Origin of the sequence: Hydrogenophaga sp. NH-16, assembly GCF_004006415.1 — a bacterium.
GTDB lineage: Bacteria > Pseudomonadota > Gammaproteobacteria > Burkholderiales > Burkholderiaceae_C > Hydrogenophaga > Hydrogenophaga pseudoflava.
Map to the genome: position 1 here is coordinate 3,906,664 of NZ_CP029344.1, position 23,401 is coordinate 3,930,064.

Consider the following 23,401-nt stretch of genomic DNA (forward strand, 5'->3'; position numbering starts at 1 on the left):
GGCGGATTCTAGGACGATGCGTCCCGCGTGGGAAAGCTCAGGCAGAAGGTGGTCGCCAGATCGTTGGACGCCACCGATGCGGAGCCTCCGTGGGCTTCCATGATGGCTCTGGTGATGGACAGGCCAAGGCCCGTGCCCTCTGAGTCGGGGTGGCTGCGCGACTTCTCGGTCCGGTAGAAACGGTCAAACAGCCGCGGCAGATCGGCCGCCGGGATGGCGGGGCCGGCGTTGTGCACGCAAAGCTGGATCTGACCGTTGCCCTGGTTCACCGACACTCGCACGGGCGCGTTCGGCGGTGAGTACCGGATCGCGTTCGACAGCAGGTTGCTGATCGCGCGGCGGATCATCAGCCGGTCGCACACAATGCGCGCATCGCCGTCGGTGTTCAGGCGGATCAGCTTTTCCTCGGCGAGCGCTTCGTAGAAGTCGAACAGGTCCAGCACCTCGTCGCGCAGTGACACGGTCTCGCGGTGCGGCAGCTCGATCCCGTGCTCGGTCTTGGCGAGAAACAGCATGTCGGAGACCATGCGGGCCAGCCGCTGCAACTCCTCGGCGTTGGAGGCCAGGATGTCCTGGTACACGCCCACCTCCCGCTTCTGCGTCAGCGACACCTGGGTCTGGGTCAGCAGGTTGTTGATGGGGGTGCGCAGTTCGTGCGCCAGGTCGCTGGAGAATTCCTGCAGCCGCGCAAAGTCGGATTGCAGACGTTCGAGCATGGTGTTCAGGCTCTGCGCCAGGTCGGCGAACTCCGCCGGCACCGCGTCCACGGGCATGCGCTGGTCCAGCTTCTGGGCCGTGACCGTCATGGCGCGCTCTTTTATGGTTCGAAGCGGTGCCAGGCCCCAGCGGGCGGCCCACCAGCCCAGCAAGCCGCTGGCCAGGATGGCGCCGATCAGGTAAAGCGCCAGGGTCTGCCTGAGCGACTGCATGAAATGGGTGTGGTGCGCCGTGTCCAGCGCGATCAGCAGTTCAAGCGGTTGACCGTCAGCGGCCAAGTCCTTCCAGGTGGCAGGCGGTCGTATGCCCGCCTTCAGACCTCGCAGCGGTTGGTCGCCGACCGTCCAGTCGAAAGTGCGCCCATCTGAACCAATGGATGGTGACAGCGCTGAGAACACCGAACCCTTTTTGCCATAGACCAGCCGGTCGCTGTTGCGCAGCTCGACGGACAAGCCGTGGTGACTGGTCAGCAGCTCATCCAGCCGGGATGCCAGCATCTCCGATGACGAGGCCTCGCCGACGATGGTCTGCACCAGTTCGATCTTGTCCTTCAGGAAATCCCGGTCGAGTTCGACAAAGTGCCGCCCCACCGCGATCGAGACCAGAAGGCCCAGCCCGACGAGCACACAGGCCGAGACCAGGGTGTACAGTGCGGTCAGTCGCGCCGTCAGAGACAACCGGCCGAGCATCAGTGGGCGTCCTCGGGTGCTTCGAGCACGTAGCCCATGCCGCGCACGGTCTGGATCAGGCGCGGTTCGAATCCATCGTCCACCTTGGCCCGCAAACGCCGCATGGCCACTTCGATCACGTTGGTGTCGCTGTCGAAGTTCACGTCCCACACCTGGGATGCGATCAGGGAGCGCGGCAGCACCTCTCCGTGGCGGCGCATCAGCAATTCCAGCAGACCGAATTCCTTGGCCGTCAGATCGATGCGTTTGCCGGACCGGGTCACCCGTCGGCGCAGCAGATCGAGCTCCAGATCGGCCACTTTCATCGAGGTGGCTTCCAGGCCTGAACGGCCGCGCCGCAGGATCGTCCGGACCCTGGCCAGCAACTCGGCAAAAGAAAACGGCTTGACCAAGTAGTCGTCGGCCCCCAGCTCCAGGCCCTTGACACGGTCTTCGACCTGATCGCGTGCCGTCAGGAACAGCACGGGCATCTGGCGCCCCTGGCTGCGCAGGTTCTTGAGCACCTGCCATCCGTCCATGCCAGGCAGCATGACGTCCAGGATCACCAGATCGTGATCGCCTTCCAGGCCATGGTGCAGACCATCAACGCCATTGGTGACTAGGTCCACGGCGTAGCCCGCCTCGCGCAGACCTTGCTTCAGGTAGTCGCCGGCTTTGGGTTCGTCTTCAACGATCAGAATTTTCACGTTCACATTCTCCTGACCGCAAGTTTGCCCTCAGCGGAGCGGGCGTGATCGAAGCTGACATTTTTGTAATCTGACCGACAGGGAAGTGACGAACTCGCGCCGCCAGAATCCGCACCACTTGATCTGCATCAAAAGGAGCGAAAGCAGTGAAATCTTTGTTTTGTCACCGAGCCACAAGCCAACTACTGGTGGCGGGCCTGTTGGCCCTGCCGCTGGCGCTCTCAGCGCAAACGGCCAGCCCTTCGCAAGAACCCGACTGGCGCCGGGCCAACGACGCGGTGGGTGCACTCAAGCGTGGGCATGCCGACGTGCTCAAGTGGGAACAGGCCAATGCGGGGGCGTCCACCACGACGCCGGGTAGTACCACGGGTGTTGCCATTCCCAACGCAGAGGCCGCAGTTCGTATGGCCTGGACGGTCCATCGTGAACTGGCTCGTCCATTGTCGAAACTGGGTCCCCTGAATGAACAACTGATCGCAGAAGGCCGCTGGACAGAACTCGACTCCAGCCTACAACGGCGCGTCGAAGATGCTGGTGAGGTGCTGGAGGTGGCTGCAGCGGGGCGCAAAGCCTGGGTTGAAGCTGTGGCCGCTCAACAGGTTCTGAAACACCAGCGCGACATGATGGAGGCCGCCCAGGCCGCCCTTGAACTGGGGCAGCGCATGGTGACGGTGGGCAACTGGAGCAAGTTGCAACTGTCGCAAGTTCAACTCGCGGCATCGACCGCCCGCATGAATCTCCGGCGGGCGCAGCAAGCCGCCGCCCAGGCCCAAAACAAATTGGTCAAGACGATGGGGCAAACGGGTTTGCAGGATGGGTTTGTGCTCCCAGACCAGCTTCCCGCCATCCCGGCGCAGGCCATGACGGAAGCCGATCTGCAAAAGCGTGCCGACGCGATCCGCAACCAATTGCCTGGAGCTGAGAGCCTGCGCAACCGAGCGCTGGCCAGAGGCGCCATGAAGGTTTACTGGGCCGCCCATGCGCTGGCGCAGGACAGCCAAGGGGATGTGCTGAAGACCCGTGAGTTCATCACCGAAGAAACGGTGCTGCACTACAACGGCATGCTCAAAAGCGTCTGGGATCTGCTGGACGAGGTGCGCAACCAGTCCCAAGCCACGGTAGACGCCATTGGCGCACAGCGCGACTTCTGGATCGCCGAGACCGATCTTCAGTGGGTCTTGCAGGGCGGAGAACCGGACAGCTTCGTCTCGCTGGGTGGTGCCGGTGGAGATGCACCGACTGCGGCCGCACATTGAAAGGACACAACACATGACAAACACAAACTCCAGACGACAGTTTTTTGCCGGCGCCGCCGCATCCGTGGCCGGCTTGGCCGTGGCCCGTTCCGCTTTGGCTGGTTTGCCCGAGCCCGTCATCCAGACTTCGGTGGAGACGGCGCCACCCTTGATCCCGACGACCGGTCGGCCCTACAACCCGGTGGTCACGCTCAACGGGTGGACCTTGCCCTGGCGCATGAACAACGGCGTCAAGGAATTCCACCTGGTGGCCGAACCGGTGGTGCGCGAGGTCTCGCCGGGCTTCAAGGTCAACATGTGGGGTTACAACGGCCAGAGCCCAGGCCCAACCATCGAAGTGGTCGAGGGCGACCGCGTGCGCATCTTCGTGACCAACAAGCTGCCCGAGCACACCACCATCCACTGGCATGGCCAGCGCCTCCCCAGCGGCATGGATGGCGTCGGCGGTCTGAACCAGCGCGCCATCCCCGTGGGGAAGACCTATGTGTATGAATTCGAGGCACGGCGCCCCGGCACCTTCATGTACCACCCGCACGCCGACGAGATGGTGCAGATGGCCATGGGCATGATGGGCATGTGGGTGACCCACCCGAAGGCCAAACACCCGCACATCAGCGAGGTGGACCGGGACTTCTGCTTCCTGCTCAATGCGTTTGACGTGGAGCCCGGCAGCAAGACGCCCAAGATCAACACCATGACGGACTTCAACATCTGGTGCTGGAACAGCCGGGTGTTCCCGGCCATCGACACGCTGAACGTGCGATTGAACGACCGGGTGCGCATCCGGGTGGGCAACCTCACCATGACCAACCACCCGATCCATCTGCATGGTCACGAATTCCTGGTCACCGGCACCGATGGCGGGCCGACGCCACCGTCCACCCGCTGGTACGAGGTCACCACCGATGTGGCCGTGGGGCAGATGCGCCAGATCGAGCTGATCGCCGACGAAGAAGGTGACTGGGCCATGCATTGCCACAAGAGCCACCACACCATGAACGCCATGGGGCACGACGTGCCCACGATGATTGGCGTGGACCACCGCGGCCTGGTCAAGAAGATCCAGAAGGTGGCGCCCGACTACATGCTCATGGGTGAACGCGGCATGGCCGACATGGGCGAAATGCAGATGCCCATTCCCGACAACACGGCCCCCATGATGACCGGCACCGGCCAGTTCGGCCCGCTGGAGATGGGCGGCATGTTCACGGTCTTCAAGGTCCGCAAGGACCAGAAGCCGGGTGACTACAAGGACCCAGGCCCGTACAAGTTCCCCGAAGGCACCGTGGCCTACGAGTGGAACGGCGCACTTCCCCCGACACCGCGTCCTGCGGCCAGCAGCGACACCACACCGGCCACCGCCCAGGCGATCAAGCCCACCGCCAAAGGCATGTCGCACTGAGCGCTCAGCGTATCCAAGTTCTCCTCAACTGTTTCCCAACCACAACCCTGAAAGACAACCATGAAATTCGTCAAGTTCAATAGCGCTTCCCGTGCTGGCTTTGTTTTCGCTGCTGCGGCTTTGGCAGCTTCCGCCACGTTCGCTGGTGGCACCCACGGCGGTGGGCACGATGAGTCGCCGATCGGCGAGGCCGGTGTCGCCGCAAACGTCACACGCACGATTGAAGTGGACGCCGCAGACAGCATGCGCTTCACGCCTTCGAACGTGTCGGTGAAAAAGGGTGAAACCATCCGTTTCGTCATCAAGAACTCCGGCAAAGTGCCGCATGAGTTCAGTCTCGGAACGGAAAAGGAGCTCAAAGAGCACTACGAGGTCATGAAGAAGAACCCGGGCATGGAGCACGAAGAAGCCAACAAGATCTCGCTCAAGCCTGGCAAGCAAGGTGAAGTTATCTGGCGCTTCACCAAGCCCGGCGTGGTGAACTTCGCCTGCTTGCATGTGGGCCACTACGAGGCCGGCATGAAGGGCCAGGTCAAGGTGGCAGCCAAGTAAGCGGCTTTCCGATCATCACAACCTCTACCCAACGACACAAGGATTCACGATGAAACTGCGACTGGTTCTGAGTGCAACCGCTCTGGCCTTCACGGCCTTTGCAGTCAACCCCGTGTTCGCTCAGATGAACATGGACCACGGAAAAATGGGCATGGCAGCCATGCCCGGCATGACCGACGGCGAGGTCCGCAGGATCGACAAAGAGGCGGGCAAGATCACCATCAAGCACGGTGAAATCAAGCACATGGAAATGCCTGGCATGACCATGGTCTTCGTGGTCAAGGACAAGGCCTTGCTGGAGAAGACCAGCGTCGGCGCCAAGATTCAGTTCATGGCCACGAACGAGAACGGTCAGATGACGGTGACGGACATCCAACCGGCGAAGTGATCCTTCACCGTTTCAAGTCACTCCGGTTAGCTGCGGCCGTCCTTGCTCTGGCAGGGGTTGCCGCAGCCTTTTTCGGGTGGCGATCTCCTGACCTCTTCCGATCAGAGCCTGTCGGGCTGCTTCGACCTGACGACGCCGTGATGCTCAAGCAAGGCGCGCTGATCTACCAGGTCCGCTGTGCCAGTTGCCATGGCGTGAAGCTGGAGGGTCAAGCCAACTGGAGAGAAAGGGCCCCAGACGGGCGATTGCCAGCGCCGCCCCATGACGAAAGCGGTCACACCTGGCACCACCCGGACGATGTGCTGTTTCAGCTAACCAAGGACGGCGTGGCGAAAGCCGCAGGGCTAGCGGACTACGCGACCAACATGCCCGCCTTCGGCGATTCCATCAGCGACGCCGACATCGTCGCCGTGCTGTCCTGGATCAAATCCCAGTGGCCACCCGAGACCCGCTCCCAGCACGACGAGCTCAACCGCCAGGCGAGCCAGCGTTCGCAACACTGAATCTGACTTTTTTGTCATCCTCGGGTCATCTTGCCGACCCTGATCGATTTCTACAGTGACTGCATGGCGTGAAGGTGTGACACGCACCACCCGGTGACCGATCACCTCCATGCCAGCTCTGGCAATCCCGCCAGCAGCCAGTCATGAAAGGAAATGGACATGTCCAAGTTGATTCGCTCTCTGGTGGCAGCCGCCATCGCCGGCATTGCGTTCGCGGCCGCTGCGCAGCAAACCGCAGACCATACCCAGCACCACCCGTCCACCTCGGCGGCCAGCACCGCAACCCAACAAATCGCACCTCAGGCCGGTATGCCCATGGGCATGTCTTCGATGCCGCAGATGCAGGAGCACATGCAGCAGCACATGGTCACCATGCAGGCACTTCGCGCCAAGATGGCCGCGGCCAAAACGCCGGCCGACCGCCAGTCTCTGATGGCAGAGCACATGAAGGCGATGCAGGAGGGCATGGACATGATGAAGGGTATGAAGTCCATGGGTGGCATGTCTGGCATGCCGGGGATGGGGACGCCTGGCGCCGCCACGCCGGACCTGACCCAGCGCCATCAAATGATGGAGATGCGCATGGACATGATGCAGAACATGATGGAAATGATGATGCAGCGCATGCCGCAGTCGCCTGCCAGCACCGGTGCCCAGTGACCGCGTCGACGTTCTGACGCAGCGCCAGCTTTCGTTTTCATTCAGGAGATTTTGTGATGTCGATGTATTCGCGGCGGCAGTTTCTGGGTAGCGTGGGTGCTCTGGGGGCCGCGACGGCCTGCCCAGGCATCTGGGCGGCCACCCTTGCCCAGTCAGGCCTGTCCTCAGAACAGATCCTTCGCCTTGAGGCACAGGCGGCGGGTTTCTCCAACCCCTTGCGACTCCCGGGAAGCAGTGGTCTCTTTGGCGTTCTGCCTGCGACAGACTTCAAGAAAGTCCATGTGGTCCGCAGCGAGATTGAAGTGTTGCCGGGGCAGCGCACACCCATCCTGGCCTATGCCGTGGAATCGGGTGGCAAGAAGTTCCTCAACCCGGCGCTTCTGGCCCGCCGTGGCGACGAGATGCGGGTGAAGCTGATCAATCACATCGATCAACCGACGGTCATTCACTGGCATGGCCTGGGTGTCGACTCCCGCAACGACGGCAATGGCCTCGACGTCGTGGCGCCGGGCCAGAGCATGGACTATGCGTTCGCCTTGCAGGACCGTTCGTCGATGTACTGGTACCACCCCCACGCCCACGGATACATTCCTCAGCAGGCCTATCACGGCCTGGCCAGCCTGCTGTTTGTCGAAGACGACGATGAAGCCGCCCTGCGCAAGGAGTTGGCGCTGGCGCTGGGGGAATCCGAAATCCCGCTGGTGCTCCAGGACAAGGAGTTCGATGCGCAAGGGCGCCTCCAGTACGCGCCCAGCGCCGCCCAGTCTTTCGGTGGCTGGGTGGGCAGCCGGCTGATGGTCAACCTGACCGAGCGTCCCCACCTGAAGGCCGGGCGTCGCATCGTGCGCTTTCGCATCCTCAACGGCAGCAACGCGCGCAGCTACCGGCTCGCGTTCCTGCAGGACGGCAAGGCGCTGGGCTTCTACCTGGCGGGCACGGACGGTGGCCTGCTCGCGCAGCCCTTGCGTATCGATCAGACCTTTCTCTCCCCGGGCCAGCGGCTGGATGTGCTGGTGGATTTCCGGGAAGCCAACCCCACCCGCCCGGTGACCCTGGCATCCTTGCCCTTCGACCCGATGCACCAGGAGGGTGGTCATGACATGGCCGCGATGGACCACAGCCAGCATGGGGCGGCACAAGGCGCCGCCTCGCCCGTGGCGATGGCCATGGAAGGCGATGCACTGGCGCTGATGCGCATCGACCTGGAGCCGTCCAGCACACCCTACGACCGCCGTCTGCCTGCACGCCTGTCCAGCCTCACCGCTCCGGCTGAGCCGGCGGGCGCTGCGCGGCGCATGCAACTGGGCCACGATGGCAAGGGCCACTGGACGATCAACGGCGGGGTGTTCGACCACGCTGCGGTCCCATTGACCGTCCAGCGGGGCACGCGTGAAACCTGGCTGATCGAGAACGCCGAACGCAGCATGCCGCACCCCATGCACCTGCACGGGTTCTCGTTCCGGGTGCTCGAACGCCTGGGCAGTCCCGCGCTGGTTCGCACCCTGGCCGGTGCACGCGGCCTGCTGCCTCAGGACCAGGGCGTGGTCGACACCCTGCAGGTGTGGCCAGGTGAATCCGTGCGCATCGCCATCGACTTTTCGCATGCGCACCAAGGCGATCAGGACTACGTCTTTCACTGCCACACGCTTGAACACGCCGAGGCGGGAATGATGATGCGATACGCGGTCAAAGCCTAGCCAACGGAGCACCAGACACCATGAACCACGATGACAACGAACCCCATGTGCCTTCTTTCTGGCGGCGCCCAGCCGGCATGGCGCTGGCGACAGCTGCCTTGATCGCCGGGTTCTATCTGCTGCGCGAGCACTGGGGCCATGTCACGGGCTACTGGCCCTACCTGCTGTTGCTGGCGTGCCCGCTGATGCACCTGATGCATGGGCACGGCAACCATGCACAGACGCCACGGCGCACCTACAACGACAAGGAATAGGGCCATGGACATGCATGCACAGCATCACCACGACAACCACCCGCCGCCCCAGCCCGTCTCGCCCACCGATCTCAAGGACCCGGTGTGCGGCATGAAGGTCACGGCGCAGTCGGCGCACACGTTGAAACACGAAGGTCGTCCCTACTACTTCTGCAGTGCCAAGTGCCAAGGCAAGTTCGCGGCCAACCCGCTGCAGTACCTGGTGTCCACGGCGCCTGCAGACTCCGCGCCAGCGGCTGCCGGCACGGTCTATACCTGCCCGATGCACCCCGAGATTCGCCAGGAGCATCCAGGCAACTGCCCCAAGTGCGGCATGACGCTGGAGCCCCTGCTGCCGGAACTCGAAGACGACGACAACCCCGAGTTGCGCGATTTCCAGCGCCGCTTCTGGTGGACGCTGCCGCTGACCGTGATGGTCTTTGTGCTCGCCATGTTCGGCCACCGCCTCCAGTGGATGGACATGACCGTGCAGAGCTGGGTCGAGCTGGTCTTGTCCATTCCCATCGTCCTGTGGGCCGGCTGGCCGTTCTTCTCGCGTGGCTGGCAATCGGTGATGAACCGCAGTCCCAACATGTGGACCTTGATCGGGCTGGGCACGGGGGCCGCGTTTGTCTACAGCGTGGTCGCGACGGTCACGCCACAGGTGTTCCCGGACTCGTTCATCTCCATGGGCCGCGTCGCCGTGTACTTCGAGGCCGCCGCTGTGATCATCTCGCTCACGCTGCTGGGCCAGGTGCTCGAACTCAAGGCACGGTCGCAGACTTCGGCCGCCATCAAGTCGCTGTTGGGCCTGGCGCCCAAAACCGCCCGCCGCATCCGCGCCGACGGCACGGAAGAGGACGTGCCGCTGACCCATGTGCACGTGGGTGACTTGCTGCGTGTGCGCCCCGGCGAAAAAGTCCCGGTGGACGGCGAGGTGACCGAAGGCGGCAGTTCGGTCGATGAATCCATGCTCACGGGCGAGCCGATGCCAGTGGCCAAACGGGTGGGCGACAAGGTGATTGGTGCCACGCTTAACACCAGCGGCGCGCTGGTGATGCGCAGTGAGCGCGTGGGTGCGTCCACCATGCTGTCGCAGATCGTGCAGATGGTGGCCCAGGCACAGCGTTCCCGCGCGCCGATGCAGCGCATGGCCGACGTGGTGGCGGGCTACTTCGTCGTCACGGTGGTGGGCATTGCCTTGCTGACTTTCTTCGGCTGGGGCCTGTTCGGCCCCGAGCCGCGCTGGGTGTTCGGCCTGATCAATGCGGTGTCGGTGCTGATCATTGCCTGTCCCTGCGCCCTCGGTCTGGCCACACCCATGTCCATCATGGTCGCGACCGGTCGGGGCGCCACGCACGGCGTGTTGTTCCGGGACGCCGCGGCGATCGAGAACATGCGCAAGATCGACACCCTCATCATCGACAAGACCGGCACCCTGACCGAGGGCCGCCCGAGTTTCGAGCGCGCTATTCCCGCGCCCGGTTTTGAAGCCAACGAGGTGCTGCGCCTGGCCGCCAGCCTGGACCAGGGCAGCGAGCACCCGCTGGCCGAAACCATCGTGCGCGCCGCCCGCGAACGCGGGATGGCGCTGGACAAACCCGAGAACTTCGAATCCGGCTCGGGCATCGGCGTGCGTGGTCAGGTGGCCGGGCGCCAGCTGGCGCTGGGCAACACCACGCTGATGGAACAGCTCGGTGTCTCCGTCGCGGCGCTGGTGCCACAGGCCGAGGCCTTGCGCGCAGAAGGTGCCAGCGTGATGCACCTGGCCGTGAATGGCCAGCTGATGGGCCTGCTGGCGGTGTCCGATCCGGTCAAGGCCAGCACGCCGGAGGCCTTGGCGACCCTCAAGGCATCGGGTCTGCGCATCGTGATGGCGACCGGTGACGGCCTGACCACGGCCCAGGCTGTGGCCGCCCGCCTGGGCATCGACGAGGTGCATGGCGAGGTCAAGCCGGCTGACAAGCTGCTGCTGGTCGAGCGCTTGCAGAAAGAAGGCCGCGTGGTGGCCATGGCCGGTGATGGCATCAACGATGCGCCGGCACTGGCCAAGGCCGATGTGGGCGTGGCCATGGGGACCGGGACCGACGTGGCGATGAACAGCGCGCAGGTGACCCTGGTCAAAGGCGATCTGCGCGGGATTGCTATAGCGCGGGCGCTGTCGGAAGCGACCGTGGGCAACATGAAGCAGAACCTGGTGTTTGCCTTTTTGTACAACGCACTGGGCATCCCGGTGGCCGCCGGTGTGCTGTACCCGTTGACGGGCTGGCTGCTGTCGCCCTTGATTGCTGCGCTGGCCATGAGCCTGAGCTCTGTGTCGGTTATTGGCAATGCGCTGCGCCTCAGGTCGGCACGGCTCTAGCGCAGGCTCACCCTACAACGAGGTCTGACCATGGACATTGTTGCGCATGGGGTGTGGGTGGGCCTTGGCGCAGCGTGGATGCATAGGCATCGACGCCTGGACCGTCGCACTGCAACCCTGGCGATCGGTATGGCGGTGGTGCCTGATCTGGTCCAGTTGCTTCCTCTGGGATACCTTGCACTGCTCACTTCGAATGGCTGGTCTGTCCTGCAGGCCTATGCCAATGCGCTGCCGGGCTATGAGCCGGCGATGTCTCCAACCATCACGGCACTCACGCACCACCTGCATTGTGTGATGCACAGCGCCTTGGTGGCCGGTGTGGTCACTGCCGGCTGCTGGCTGTGGTTGAGACGCCTCTGGATACCTTTGCTGGGCTGGTGGTCCCACATCCTGATCGATGTCTTTACCCACTCGGCTGATTTCTACCCATCCCCGGTTTTTTATCCGGTGACCTATTGGGGGTTCGACGGTATAGCGTGGAACACCCCGTGGTTCATGGTGGTCAACTATCTGGCTATGTTGGCTGTTGCCACCGTGATGTTCCGCCACAAATAGAAAAGCCACCCCAAGACAGGGTGGCTGTTTCTGCGCAGAGGTCGCGATCAGTTGTGGTGACCCTTGCGCGCCAGGATATCAAGACGAGCGACTTCGTTGCCCACCGTGCTGATCTTCTGACCGTCCACCGATTGAACGACCTCTCCTTTGGCGAGGTATGCAGTGCGTCCAAATTGGTTGGTTTTGGCCATGTTCCCGTCCTTGAAGACGTACAAGGTCTCGCCATTGACCAGCGGCACCGTCTGCTTGGCCTCGGATTGGGCCGCATCCATGGCAAAAGCCGGGAGGGTTGCGGCGAGCGAAAGGACGAGGATGTTGAACTTGCGAATCATGGTTGCTCCTGAAAGTTTCACGTTGATCGGGTGATGCAACGAGGTACCGTGTACAGATGCAATGTAGTGAGGTGCGGGTGACCGCTAGCTTGCCTGCAGATGACAGTTTTGACTGCTATTTGTCAGCCCGTCACGCCGTCGTAGAACAGCTTCCAGCGGCCCTGTTCTTTGCCCCAATACTGGCGCTTGACCAGCCCGCGTGTCTCCCCCGCCACGACCTCGGCAAAGTTGACCACCGTGACTTCGGTGCCGCGCTTCCAGCGAAAGATCGACACCTCCTTGAGATCGATGCGCCGGTTCTGGCGCGTTGGCGCTGCAGCGCGCACCAGCGTCTTGAGCGGCCGGTCCTGCACCCCTTCGTCTGCCTGGAAATCTCGGGTGGACAGGGCCTGGATCGTCGCCCGGTCGCCCAATGACCTGGCTTCCGTCCAGCGGGAGAGCAACTCGCGGAACTCCGCTCTGTGGCTGGAGAGCGTGTCCGGTCTGACCCAAGTCACCTCGTCGGCAATGATGACCGGCGTGCGGCGCGGCTCCAGCTCGCGCATGAGGTAGGCCATGTCGTCGTTGGCCAAGGCGACACAACCTTCGGTGGCGTAGGGGCTGCGGACGTAGGACACGCGAGGAACGCCATGCAACCATATGCCGCCGCCCGTGCGGCCCATCCGGCGGTCGTGCTCGTTAGGGTAGTTCAGCGGCAGCGCGCCGATGCCGTACAGCTCTTCGACCTGCTGGTCGTCCAGCCGGCTGGTGATGTGGTACACACCCAGCGGCGTGCGCAGATCGCCTTCCACCTCTTTGTCGAACCCCGCTCGACCGATGGATGCATAGAAACTGCGGATCAGCTGCAGGCCGCCGGACTGCTGCGCGAACACATAGACCCGTGAATGGCTGGCGTCCACGACGACCACATGCCGAACATTGCGGGCAAGCTCCAGCACCTGCTCCGGCACGGTGCCGGGCGGTGGCATCTCTCTGAGCGAACCCAAGCGCCGGGTGGCCTCGGCGCGCAGTTTTTGCAGTTGCTCCCGAACCGCGGGAGGGCCATCCGTCACCGTGGCGAAGCTGGGAAGCGTTCCACTCTGGGCCATCAGAAGGTCCCCGTAAACGAGTTGTCCCAACTGGAAACCTGGCACGTCACGCACCAGCGCCGCAGCCAATGGCAGGGCTTGCCGGTCCCCGGCTGCGATGGCGCGGTAGACCGCGATGAGGCGTGCTTCCGGCGACGAACGCAATGAGCCGGCCAGAACAGCGCCATCGTTCAGGCTGCTCCTGGGGGTCTGGCCGCTGGCTTGCCCGAATGGCAGGACCAGAGACGCACCCGCGAGCGCGGCTCGGGAGAGCAACTTTCGTCGGGTGGTGACCCGATCGGGTGGTACCAACATGGCGTCGTTCTGTCCAAAGGTCATTGCGCGTGGGCCAGGGCGACGGAAGCGGCCATGGCGAGTTGTTCCCGCATGGCCTTGGACTCCTGCTTGAAGCCGGGCAGCTGGGCCACCGCAACGGTCGAGACCGATGGATCGCTGGCGATCCGCGACGGGTTGGTTTGCACGCCTTTGACGAGGTATTCAAAGTGCAGGTTCGGGCCTGTCGCCGTTCCGGTGGAGCCGACCGTTCCGATGGTCTGGCCTTGCTGCACGCGTTGGCCCAAGCGGACGGTGATGCGTTCCATGTGTGCATACGCGGTGGCGGCCTTGTCGGGGTGCTGGATCACGACGTAGTTGCCATAGCCACCCTGGCGACCGGCGAAGCTCACCACGCCGTCGGCCACGGTTCGGATCGGGGTTCCGGCCGGCGCGCCGTAGTCCGTGCCCTTGTGGGCTTTTTGCCCCCCGAACACAGGGTGGATGCGTGGCCCGTAAGAACTGGTGACCCTGGAAAACGCCAGGGGCGATGCCAGGTAGGCGCGTCGCTGACTCTCCCCATCGAGGCTGACGAACTCGCCCGCTTTGCCGGGCGCCCGGAACCACATGGCCTGGTGTGTTTCCTGGCCGCTCTGAATCTCGGCGCCCAGCAACTGCCCTGCGAACAGGATTTCACCATCCAGCTCGAAGGCTTCATAGACCAGGCCGACACGCGCGCCTCGCCGCAGGTCGCGCTGGAAGTCGAGGTCCCCGGAAAAAGCCTCCACCGTCTGCGCGGCGATGGCATCCGGAATGTCGGCCTGATCGGTGGCCGCGTAGAACGAGGAGCGAATGGTGAGCGAGCCAAACTGCACCAGGCGACGTGGCGTGGGCTGTTCGAGTCGGGCGTTGAATCCTCCGTCCTGCTGTTCCACCACCAGTCGGCTGACGCGCTGGTTGTTGGCGTCCACCCAGCGCACCGACAAGGTCTTCAATTGCCCCTCGGGGGTCCGGGTGACAGAAGCCAGCTTGCCAGATGCACCGGTCAGCAGCAGGCGCGATGTGACGTCACGCGCGAGAAAGCTCTGTGCTTCACGATCATCGACACCCAGCCGTTTGAGCAAGGCCTGGAGGGAGTCGTCACGGCGGGTGAGCTGCGATTGGTGAATCAGGAACTCGGGCGTCGATGCCGTCAGCGCAGGCTCCGCCAGAGGCGCATCCACGGTCTCCACCACCTGCCGAACCGGCCACTGGGCCGCGTCGGGCAAGTTGGGTGAGACGCCAAAGGCCACGACACCCGTGCCCAGCATCAGGCTGCCCAGGGCCGCCAGCACGGGCCGTCGGTGGCTTTGGATCAGTGTTTTCAAAGGGAGCAAGTGGACTGGCTTCATGGCAGGACAGACGGTGGCTTTGCCAAGGCTTGACGCGCCTCAAGCATTGGACAAAAGGATCTGGATGTCCGACGCGATCGTGGCGGCATCGGTTCCGTAGGCGGAAAACAGGCGGACCCGGGCTTCGGTGTCGAAGATGTACTTGCCTGCCGAATGGTCCATGGTGTAGGAGGTCGGGGTCGAGCCCGGGACCTTCTTGTAGTAGATCTTGAAGCCCGCCGCGACGTCCTTGAGTTCGTCGGGCTCGGGCCGCAACGCGATGAAGCTCGGGTCAAAGTTCGCCATGTACTCCTTGAGCAGCGCCTGCGTGTCCCGCTCGGGGTCCACCGTGATGAAGAGCACCTGCAACTGGTCACCCTGAGCGCCCAGCAGGCGCTTGACTTCCGCCATGGTGGTCATCGAGGTGGGGCAGACGTCCGGACACTGCGTGAAGCCGAAGAAAACGACCGCGATCTTGCCCTTGAAGTCCTTCATCGTCCTCAGGTTGCCAAGGTGATCCTTGAGCCGCAGATCCTGGGCGAAGGAGGCGCCGGTCACATCGGTGCTCTTGAACTTGGGAGCTTCTGGTGAACAGGCCATCAACGCAGGGATACCTGCCAAGCAAGCGAGAGACGTCTGAACAAATCGCCGACGGTCGATGGACGAGTCGTCTGAAATGGTTGAAGAGCGCTGTGTCATGTCACTTCCTGGCTTTGGCTACTTCTTCGGCCACGAGCGCCATCAACTGCTGATCGCCAAAAGACGGCAGTCCGCGGCCATTGACGAAGAACGTGGGCGTCTTGGTCACTTCCAGGGCGGTCAGGTCCTCGATGTCCTGCTTCAAAACTCCGTCAATGGCCGGAGTCTGTGCGTCGGCCTGTGCCTTGGCGATGTCCAGACCAGCATCTTGCGCTGCGCGGTACGCCAGATCGAGGTTGGGCTTGCCGTGGTCGGCCCATTGGGGCTGGGCGGCCAGCACCATCTCCAGCACGGGCAGGTATTTGTCCTGCAGTTTGGCGGCCTCCAGCAGTTTGACCACCTGATCGGAGCCCGCATGGAAGGGGGCGTACCGGATCACCAGGCGCACATCGTTCGGGTACTGCTTGAGGATGTCTTTGACGATGGGGTAGAAGGCGCGGCAGGTTTCGCACGCAGGGTCAAAGAACTCGACGATGGTGACCGGCGCGTTGCGCGGCCCAAAGACCGGCGAATGGAAGCGGACCAGGCGGTTGTCTGCCTGGCTGCCCGACGGGTTGACCGGCTGACCGGTGGACTCTTTGACGACCTGATTGACCTTTTCCGCCTGCGAGTTCTGGACCCGCTTCTGGTAGGCATTCATGCCCAGGAAGAAGAACACCAGGACGATGGCGACCAGGGCTGCGACGGTGATTTTTTTGGAATTCATCGGGAGGACTTTCTGAGGTAGACGACGAGAAGGATGACCAGCGCCAAGAACGCGGCCAATGACAGCCAGGGAATCTGGACACCATTGAGGATTTCGAGCTTCTGGTCCGCGCAAGACACCCCTGCGCTGCACGGCACCCAGGCTTTGGGGATCAGGCCCGCGACCAGCAGGGTGTGGTAGCCGGCCATGGCCAGACCGCCCAAGGCCAGGGCCAGGGCATAGACGGCGCCCCGGCGGTCATCGTTGAAACAGGCGATGCCCAGAACGATGGCGATGGGGAACATGAAGATGCGCTGGTACCAGCACAGCACGCAGGGCGTCATGCCCATGACTTCACCGATGAACAGCGCGCCCAGGGTGGCAGTGGTCGCCACCAGCCAGGCCATCAGCAGCAGGGTCCAGTCCTTCTTCATGGTTCGCTCCGGGTCTTGGCGGACGACAGTGGCAACGACATCAATCCCCAGCCGATCACGGCCAGGACGATGAAGACATCCGCCAGGTTGAACGCCGGCCAGTGCAGACCGCGCCAGTGCACGTCCAGGAAGTCGGTCACCGCGCCGTTGAAAACGCGATCCAGGAGGTTGCCTGTTCCACCGGCCACGATCAGTGACCCGACCAGACGATCCAGGGGGGTGGCGTGTTTGACCAGGCTGGTGAAGGTGATGGGAACCACCACCAGGATGCTGATGGCAATGAGAAACCAGCGCTGCCAGCCACCCGCATCCGCGAAGAGCGAAAAAGCGGCCCCCTCGTTCAGGGCATGAACCAGGTTGAACCAGCTCGTCACCTCCACCGATGATCCAAAGGGAATCGTCGCGGCGAAGTAGGCCTTGGTCATCTGGTCCAAAGCGATCATGCCCCCCACTGCGAAGAGCCAGAGCAAGCGGGGGTGGGCCCGCCAAAGAGAAAAATGCATGAATCAATCCCGAAAATGAAAACATCACCAACCCCAAGGGATTGGTGCGCTTTGCAGGGATTGATGGGTGCGCGGAGCTACCGCGCGGTGAGCCAATCCCCGGTCAAACCGGGGATGTCCACCGTGGCCGATCAGGGCGGTCTATGAGCAAAGAATCCGACCATGGGCGAGGTCGAGGCAGAACCACCGAGCTGGCTTGAACGCACCCTGAAGAGGGCAATGCTTGCAAGGCCATGGAGCAACTGGCGTGGCAGGTTCCGCAATCGAAATCGGGCGACACGGCGCCAGCGGCCGACTGGTTGGCAGCAGACTCTTCGGCGATCTGGTGCTGGTGGGCGTGGTGCCCGAGATGCTGCACCGTGGCATCCTGGTCGTGCGCGCAATAAGACCCCGATGCAGCCCAGGACAGCTGCAGCGGCATCCACATCATCAACACGACTAGCAGCCAAGAACGCATGATGGAATTGTAGTGGTTGGCCTTCATGAAAACCGGTCAAAACCCTAGCGGCCTGAATCGCGGGCTCTGCTGATGGCGTCTGCAATGTCCTGCCGCACGGGCATGGGCTGGAAGGCGCTGATGTTCGAGCGGCCGCTGTTGCCCAGGGGCAAGCGCCCCAAGGCATGTCCCAGAGGAACCAGCATCAGGCGGACGATTTGCCCGCGGACTTCGGCCCAGTTTCGGGTGCGCCATCCAAGCCCCAGCATCAGCACATGTGTCTCCAGGTGCGGATAAAGCCGCGTCTGGCCCAGCACATGCAGGGCTTCCAGCAAAAGCCAGCGCTGCCCGGGCTGGGCGTCGCTGGATTGCTTGTAGCTCGACAGCAGCCGCATGTACACTGCAGCATCGAAATCAACGGTGTGCGAAGTGTCAGTGGGCGTGACCATGGTGATCATTCACTGTCAGTTCACCACGGGCCTGCCGGAGCACCTGCCAGCCGGCGTGAAGGGCGAGCACCGCCATCAGGCTGGCCACGCTCAGGTCTGGCCATGCTTTTCCGGTTCCGAACACCCCCAATGCGGCCAGAAACACCGCCACATTGCCGATCGCGTCATTGCGCGAGCACAGCCAGACGCTGCGCATGTTGGCGTCGCCTTCGCGGAAGGCGTAGAGCATCCAGGCCACGCCCACGTTGGCGGCCAGCGCCATGATGGCCACCACGCCCATGGTCGGCGCATCAGGCGTTCCCCCGTTCCAGATCGACCAGATGGCCTGGCCCAGAACAAACACCCCAAAGCCCATCATGCTGACGGCCTTGAGCATGGCGGCACGCGCCCGCCATGCCAGTGCCGACGCCAGCACCGCAAGAGACACGCCGTAGTTCAGCGCGTCACCCGCGAAATCGATGGCATCGGCAATGAGAGACAGGGAGCCAGACGTGAATCCGGCCGACAGTTCAACAGCGAACATCGCAGCATTCACCGCCAGAGCGATCCACAAGACCCGGCGGTAGCGTGTCAGGTTGGCAATCTGGGTGGGCTTTGGGGTTTCGTGCTCACAGCAGTGGGCGGACATGGGAACTCCTGCAGGTACAGAATGAGGGCATTGGAAACCATGGAGCAACTACAGAGTCAAGTCTGCACCTCAAACGACCAGGGTCACCGAGATTTCCGAATTCGCTCGACTTCGCTTTTTACCAACTCGTAGAGCTGTTCCGGATCAGTAGAAGACAGCGGCTTCCCGTTGACGAAGAAGGTCGGCGTGGCTCGTACCCCGATAGCCTTCAGATCCGAGACATCCTGCGACAGCACGGTATCCACCATGCCAGAGGCAATATGCTGACGTGCCTGCGCTACGTCGAGGCCGGAAGACTGCGCAATGGCCCATGCGCGATCAATGGCTTTTGCCCCCTGACCCGTCCACGCCCGTTGCCCATCCAGTAGAGCTTCGAGCATGGGTTCAAACTTCCCCTGTGCACGAGCCGCTTCAAGAAGCCTAACCGCTTCCACTGACACTTCCCGGTGAAATGGCGTGTACCGAATCACCAGGCGCGTTTCACGTGGAAACGCAGCAAGGATCTGCTTGACTCGGGGATAAAAGGCTTTGCAGGCTTCGCATGCAGGATCAAAGAACTCCACGATGGTGACTGGTGCGTCCGTGGCACCAATGACTGGCGAGTGTGGTCGCACCATTGAACCGGCCTGCTCTGAGGCCTGCAAAGCCGCAGTCTGCAGGGTATGGCGCTGATAAAGAAAGACAGCAGCGGAAAACATTGCCAAGGCGATCAGCGCCGATAGAACGACGATGTGACGGCGGGTCATGTGAAATCCTCGAAGTGATGAGGTTGTTTGGAATCAAACAGCGGCAACCTCAGTTGCCATGCCCTGCATCAGGTAGAAACCTTGCTGTCCGGGGGCTTGAAAAATAGCGCCTGTGGCGCTGAAGGCAGCCAGACTTTCGATCTGCCCAGTGAGTATTGGTTCTCTGGGGCCAGCACCGCGAATCTCCATCGCGAACACACCCGCCATCTCGAACAAATACGTCACAAAGAGCTTGACTCTGTAGTTGGTACAGGGTGTGAAATTCTCGCTTCGAGTAAGGACCCATGGCAAAACACCACCACGAAAATCCGCCGATGCCCAACACACAACACGATCACGAAGCGTGTTGCGGGACCAATCATGCCGCAGTTGCTCGGCCGGACCCCACAGACGGGTCCTCTTGTTGTGCGCCCGCGACCCATGCTGCTCCCGATTCGGGCGGCGTTGAAGTGATTGCGCCGAACACCTTTCGTATCTCGACGATGGATTGCACGGTCGAAGAGTCGGAAATTCGCCGCGCCGTGGAGCCCATCTCCGGGATTCGCGGTTTGCACTTCCGCCTCCCACAACGGACATTGCGGATCGATGGCAGCAATGAGGCTGTCACCGCCGCGTTGACCGCCATCCGCCGAGCGGGCTTCGCGCCCGAAGCCGTGACAGCTTCAGCGGGTACGGATGTCACGGACCATGCTTCGCACGACCACGCATCGGGCACCGGCACGAGCTACGCACGGTTCGCAGCAGCACTGGTGTTTGCGATGGCCGCAGAAGGCATCTCCTTTTTCGCGCCTGAAACCATGGCCTGGAAATTGGTGGGCATGGCGGTTGCTGCCCTTGCCATCGGGTTGGCGGGTCTCGAAACCTATGCCAAAGGCCTGACCGCAGTTCGACATGGCAAGCTCAACATCAATGCCCTCATGTCGGTCGCCGTCACGGGCGCATTCGTCATCGGCCAGTGGCCGGAAGCCGCCATGGTGATGGCCCTCTATGCCATCGCGGAGCTTATCGAGCAGCGCGCGGTCGATCGTGCCCGAAACGCCATCAAGGGCCTGGTCGATCTCGCGCCCGATGATGCCGAAATCCAGCAACCTGACGGGAGCTGGCGCCGCATCAAGGCGACCGAGGTGGCGCTCGATGCCATTGCACGGGTCAAACCAGGCGAGCGGGTTGCGTTTGACGGCATGGTCACCAAAGGCAACAGCAGCATCAACCAGGCCCCCGTCACAGGCGAAAGCATTCCTGTCGATAAGGAGCCAGGCAGTTCAGTTTTCGCAGGCACGATCAATCAAAACGGTGAACTCGAATTCCGTGTGACCGCTGCGTCGAGCAACTCCACCCTGGCCCGAATCATTCACGCGGTGGAGGAAGCGCAAGGCACCCGGGCGCCTACCCAGCGTTTCGTGGATCGCTTCGCGGCCATTTACACGCCCGCCGTCTTTGTCATGGCCTTGGCGGTCGCTGTGGTACCACCGCTGCTGCTCGACTGGGCTTGGCTGACGGCGATCTACAAGGCGCTCGTGCTGCTGGTGATTGCATGTCCTTGCGCGTTGGTGATTTCGACCCCTGTCACCGTGGTGAGCGGACTGGCCGCCGCTGCGCGCCGAGGCATTCTCATCAAGGGAGGTACCTACCTGGAGGATGCCCGCCTCATCAAGGCCTTGGCTGTGGACAAGACCGGAACCCTGACCGAAGGCAAACCGAAACTGGTGGCATTCGGGGCGTGGGGGCAAGCCGAAGAAGCCCAGGTGCAGCGTTGGGCGAAAAGCCTCGCCGCTCGCTCCGACCACCCTGTGTCCAAGGCCATTGCGGCGGGGATCGATGGCGCTGCAGGAGACGTTGATCGATTCACCGCATTGCTGGGGCGTGGCGTCGAGGGCATGGTCGACGGCAAGGCCATGGTTCTGGGCAACCACCGCCTCATCCGGGAACGCAAGCAGTCCGATGCCCAACTGGATGCCGAGTTGATCGCCCATGAAACGCAAGGCCGCACCGTCACCCTCCTGGCGGACGACACCGGAGTCCTGGGCTTGTTCGCGGTGGCCGACACGATTAAGTCCACCTCCGTGGCGGCGGTTGCACATCTCCAGCGACTGGGTGTCACCGCAGTCATGCTCACAGGCGACAACGCGGCCACCGCGCAGGCAGTGGCGCAGGAGGCGAACATTGCAGATGCCCGTGGCGACCTCCTGCCCGAGGACAAGCTGACGGCCATCCAAGACATGCGCAAGCGCTATGGCCACACCGCCATGGCAGGTGACGGGATCAACGACGCGCCCGCGCTGGCGCAGGCGGACATCGGCTTCGCAATGGGTGGGGCCGGCACGGACACGGCCATGGAGGCGGCCGACATCGTCATCATGAACGACAACCTGGGCCGGATCGCCGAAACCATCGAGCTGAGCCGCAGAACGCACGCGATTCTGTGGCAGAACATCAGCCTCGCTCTGGCCATAAAGGCTGTTTTCTTCGTGCTGGCCGTGGTGGGTAGCGCAACGATGTGGATGGCGGTTTTCGCGGACATGGGCGCGAGTCTGCTTGTGGTCGGAAACGGCTTGCGCCTTCTGCGCCGTGTCAAACAGGGCCAAGGAGAGCCTGCGGCACTCAATACAGCCCTGAATCTTCGCTAATCATGTTTGTTCCGCAAGACGTCTGGCGCCAAGTGCATCACAGCAAGTTCACATGCGAATTTCGAGTCATACCGGTGAAAACCCCGGCGCCCCACCCCGAGGTCTGCGCGTGAGCGCCGCCCTGGCCCTGAACCAGGTGGCGTGTGTACGTGGGGGACGCACCCTGTTCAGCGGCCTGAATCTGCAGGTGCCAGGGGGCCAGTTGCTGCGCGTTGGTGGGGCCAACGGCGCGGGCAAGACCAGCCTGCTGCGCCTAATGTGTGGCCTGCTCAGCCCTACTGAAGGCGAAGTGCTGTGGCGGGGCAAGCCGCTGGCGACGCAGCGCGAACAGTGGGGCCGCGATCTGGTGTACGTGGGCCACGCCGCCGCGCTCAAGGACGATTTATCTCCGCTGGACAACCTTCTGACTGCCTGCACTCTGGGTGGCCAGGTTGTCACCCGGGCCGCAGCCTTGCAGGCGCTGACAGATGCTGGCCTGCGCGGCTTCGCGCGCACGCCTGTGCGCCGCCTCTCGCAAGGCCAGCGCCGCCGCTGTGGGCTGGCGCGTTTGGTACTGGCGCGGACTGCACCCCTATGGGTGCTCGACGAGCCCTTCAATGCCCTCGACACCGCCGCCACCGCCTGGCTCGAAGACCTAATCCGCACGCAAATGCTGCGCGGTGGCTCGGTGGTGCTCACCAGCCACCAGGGCGTGACGCTCGACGGCACGCCGCACCAGTTTCTCAGCCTGTGAACTCCGGCGAGACCACACTCCCGATCAATTCCGCCGCGCAGCAGGGCTGGCTGGATGGTTTTCTCTGCGTCTACCAACGCGACCTTCGCACAGCGTTGCGTCGGCCTGCCGACACGCTCACCGCCGTGGTCTTTTTCGTGATGGTGGTGAGTCTGTTTCCTCTGGGTGTAGGCCCTGAGTCCGCTCTCTTGCGCACCATGGCGCCGGGCGTGGTGTGGGTGGCAGCACTCCTTGCCTGCACGCTGCCGCAGGCACGCTTGTTTGCCGACGATTTGCAGGACGGCACGCTCGAACAATTGCTGCTTTCCACACACCCTCTGCCCATGATGGTGCTCGGCAAAATCGCGGCGCACTGGTGCGGCTCGGTGCTGCTGCTGGTGCTGGTGTCGCCGCTGTTGGCGTTGCAGTTCGACCTCTCCGCTTCGGCCACTAGCGTGCTGCTGCTCACCCTGCTGCTCGGCACGCCGGTGCTGAGTTTGGTGGGTGCGATTGGCGCGGCGCTGACGCTGGGACTGCGCGGTGGTGGAGTGTTGATGTCGCTGCTCACGCTGCCGCTGGTGATTCCGGTGCTGATCTTTGGCTCGGGCGCGGTGGAAGCCCACAACGCAGGGCTGGGTGTGGGTGGCCATTTTTCGCTGCTCGGCGCCTTGCTGCTGCTGAGCCTGTTTGCCGCGCCGCTGGTGACCAGCGCCGCCTTGCGCATCTCGATGGAGTGACCG

26 protein-coding genes are annotated in these 23,401 nt (G+C 63.0%); 13 read left to right on the plus strand and 13 right to left on the minus strand.

Annotation, left to right across the window (positions count from 1 at the left end; translation table 11 throughout):
- Positions 1–8 precede the first annotated feature (8 nt).
- The gene (locus tag DD542_RS18820; RefSeq protein ID WP_066159733.1) at positions 9–1,406 is read right to left on the minus strand and encodes a heavy metal sensor histidine kinase; all 1,398 of its coding nucleotides are present in this window, start codon (positions 1,404–1,406) and stop codon (positions 9–11) included.
- Positions 1,406–2,092 (minus strand): heavy metal response regulator transcription factor, encoded by a 687-nt coding sequence (locus DD542_RS18825; RefSeq protein ID WP_066159830.1) that lies wholly within the window; start codon positions 2,090–2,092, stop codon positions 1,406–1,408. Before DD542_RS18825 ends, DD542_RS18820 begins: the two co-directional genes overlap by 1 nt.
- A gap of 146 nt (positions 2,093–2,238) precedes the next feature.
- Between DD542_RS18825 and DD542_RS18830 the strand changes: the two genes are divergently transcribed.
- The 10 genes from DD542_RS18830 to DD542_RS18875 all read left to right on the plus strand — a co-directional run bounded on the left by DD542_RS18830 (position 2,239) and on the right by DD542_RS18875 (position 11,700).
- On the plus strand, positions 2,239–3,348 hold the full coding sequence (locus DD542_RS18830) for a TolC family protein (protein WP_127806696.1): 1,110 nt from the start codon (positions 2,239–2,241) through the stop codon (positions 3,346–3,348).
- A 13-nt stretch (positions 3,349–3,361) separates the two neighbouring features.
- Positions 3,362–4,750, plus strand: coding sequence for a copper oxidase (locus tag DD542_RS18835; RefSeq protein WP_066159741.1), 1,389 nt, complete (start codon positions 3,362–3,364; stop codon positions 4,748–4,750).
- Positions 4,751–4,810: 60 nt separating this feature from the next.
- The gene (locus DD542_RS18840; protein ID WP_066159744.1) at positions 4,811–5,302 is read left to right on the plus strand and encodes a cupredoxin family protein; all 492 of its coding nucleotides are present in this window, start codon (positions 4,811–4,813) and stop codon (positions 5,300–5,302) included.
- Between the two features lie 49 nt (positions 5,303–5,351).
- Positions 5,352–5,690: a copper-binding protein gene (locus tag DD542_RS18845; protein ID WP_066159747.1), complete on the plus strand. Its 339-nt coding sequence runs from the start codon at positions 5,352–5,354 to the stop codon at positions 5,688–5,690.
- Positions 5,691–5,830: 140 nt separating this feature from the next.
- Positions 5,831–6,193, plus strand: coding sequence for a cytochrome c (locus tag DD542_RS18850; protein WP_084397532.1), 363 nt, complete (start codon positions 5,831–5,833; stop codon positions 6,191–6,193).
- Between the two features lie 159 nt (positions 6,194–6,352).
- Entirely contained in the window at positions 6,353–6,853 is a 501-nt protein-coding gene (locus DD542_RS18855; protein WP_084397553.1) for a hypothetical protein, read from the plus strand.
- 281 nt (positions 6,854–7,134) lie between these two features.
- Positions 7,135–8,550, plus strand: coding sequence for a multicopper oxidase domain-containing protein (locus DD542_RS18860; protein WP_066159752.1), 1,416 nt, complete (start codon positions 7,135–7,137; stop codon positions 8,548–8,550).
- Positions 8,551–8,570: 20 nt separating this feature from the next.
- The gene (locus DD542_RS18865) at positions 8,571–8,804 is read left to right on the plus strand and encodes a DUF2933 domain-containing protein (RefSeq protein ID WP_066159755.1); all 234 of its coding nucleotides are present in this window, start codon (positions 8,571–8,573) and stop codon (positions 8,802–8,804) included.
- A gap of 4 nt (positions 8,805–8,808) precedes the next feature.
- Complete coding sequence (locus DD542_RS18870; protein ID WP_084397535.1) at positions 8,809–11,145, plus strand: heavy metal translocating P-type ATPase; 2,337 nt, start codon at positions 8,809–8,811, stop codon at positions 11,143–11,145.
- A 30-nt stretch (positions 11,146–11,175) separates the two neighbouring features.
- The gene (locus tag DD542_RS18875) at positions 11,176–11,700 is read left to right on the plus strand and encodes a metal-dependent hydrolase (protein ID WP_127806697.1); all 525 of its coding nucleotides are present in this window, start codon (positions 11,176–11,178) and stop codon (positions 11,698–11,700) included.
- Between the two features lie 47 nt (positions 11,701–11,747).
- Here the strand turns inward: DD542_RS18875 and DD542_RS18880 are convergent, their stop codons facing one another.
- The 11 genes from DD542_RS18880 to DD542_RS18930 all read right to left on the minus strand — a co-directional run bounded on the left by DD542_RS18880 (position 11,748) and on the right by DD542_RS18930 (position 19,538).
- Complete coding sequence (locus DD542_RS18880; RefSeq protein WP_066159762.1) at positions 11,748–12,032, minus strand: CopK family periplasmic copper-binding protein; 285 nt, start codon at positions 12,030–12,032, stop codon at positions 11,748–11,750.
- Positions 12,033–12,154: 122 nt separating this feature from the next.
- Positions 12,155–13,414 (minus strand): L,D-transpeptidase, encoded by a 1,260-nt coding sequence (locus DD542_RS18885; RefSeq protein WP_164868434.1) that lies wholly within the window; start codon positions 13,412–13,414, stop codon positions 12,155–12,157.
- 20 nt (positions 13,415–13,434) lie between these two features.
- Entirely contained in the window at positions 13,435–14,739 is a 1,305-nt protein-coding gene (locus DD542_RS18890) for a M23 family metallopeptidase (protein ID WP_164868435.1), read from the minus strand.
- Positions 14,740–14,802: 63 nt separating this feature from the next.
- Positions 14,803–15,342: an SCO family protein gene (locus tag DD542_RS18895; RefSeq protein WP_066159771.1), complete on the minus strand. Its 540-nt coding sequence runs from the start codon at positions 15,340–15,342 to the stop codon at positions 14,803–14,805.
- Between the two features lie 100 nt (positions 15,343–15,442).
- Positions 15,443–16,147 (minus strand): thioredoxin domain-containing protein, encoded by a 705-nt coding sequence (locus DD542_RS18900; protein WP_066159774.1) that lies wholly within the window; start codon positions 16,145–16,147, stop codon positions 15,443–15,445.
- Complete coding sequence (locus DD542_RS18905) at positions 16,144–16,560, minus strand: disulfide bond formation protein B (protein ID WP_066159776.1); 417 nt, start codon at positions 16,558–16,560, stop codon at positions 16,144–16,146. The genes DD542_RS18900 and DD542_RS18905 overlap by 4 nt, the downstream gene beginning before the upstream one ends.
- Entirely contained in the window at positions 16,557–17,063 is a 507-nt protein-coding gene (lspA, locus tag DD542_RS18910) for a signal peptidase II (RefSeq protein ID WP_084397543.1), read from the minus strand. Before lspA ends, DD542_RS18905 begins: the two co-directional genes overlap by 4 nt.
- A gap of 501 nt (positions 17,064–17,564) precedes the next feature.
- Positions 17,565–17,957 carry a DUF3703 domain-containing protein gene (locus DD542_RS18915; RefSeq protein WP_241559595.1) on the minus strand — a complete coding sequence of 131 codons (393 nt, stop codon included), beginning with the start codon at positions 17,955–17,957 and terminating at the stop codon, positions 17,565–17,567.
- Entirely contained in the window at positions 17,932–18,576 is a 645-nt protein-coding gene (locus tag DD542_RS18920) for a cation diffusion facilitator family transporter (RefSeq protein WP_066159781.1), read from the minus strand. Before DD542_RS18920 ends, DD542_RS18915 begins: the two co-directional genes overlap by 26 nt.
- Before the next feature lie 83 nt (positions 18,577–18,659).
- A complete protein-coding gene (locus DD542_RS18925) occupies positions 18,660–19,322 on the minus strand; it encodes a thioredoxin domain-containing protein (RefSeq protein WP_066159784.1) in 663 nt (220 codons plus the stop codon).
- A gap of 33 nt (positions 19,323–19,355) precedes the next feature.
- Positions 19,356–19,538: a hypothetical protein gene (locus tag DD542_RS18930; RefSeq protein WP_066159787.1), complete on the minus strand. Its 183-nt coding sequence runs from the start codon at positions 19,536–19,538 to the stop codon at positions 19,356–19,358.
- 266 nt (positions 19,539–19,804) lie between these two features.
- On the opposite strand from DD542_RS18930, the gene DD542_RS18935 reads away from it, so the two are divergent.
- The 3 genes from DD542_RS18935 (at position 19,805) to ccmB (ending at position 23,398) form a co-directional block, all read left to right on the plus strand.
- Positions 19,805–21,949, plus strand: coding sequence for a heavy metal translocating P-type ATPase (locus tag DD542_RS18935; protein WP_066159789.1), 2,145 nt, complete (start codon positions 19,805–19,807; stop codon positions 21,947–21,949).
- Between the two features lie 109 nt (positions 21,950–22,058).
- A complete protein-coding gene (gene ccmA / locus DD542_RS18940) occupies positions 22,059–22,682 on the plus strand; it encodes a cytochrome c biogenesis heme-transporting ATPase CcmA (RefSeq protein ID WP_206610693.1) in 624 nt (207 codons plus the stop codon).
- A gap of 50 nt (positions 22,683–22,732) precedes the next feature.
- Positions 22,733–23,398: a heme exporter protein CcmB gene (ccmB, locus tag DD542_RS18945; protein ID WP_066159845.1), complete on the plus strand. Its 666-nt coding sequence runs from the start codon at positions 22,733–22,735 to the stop codon at positions 23,396–23,398.
- Positions 23,399–23,401 lie beyond the last annotated feature (3 nt).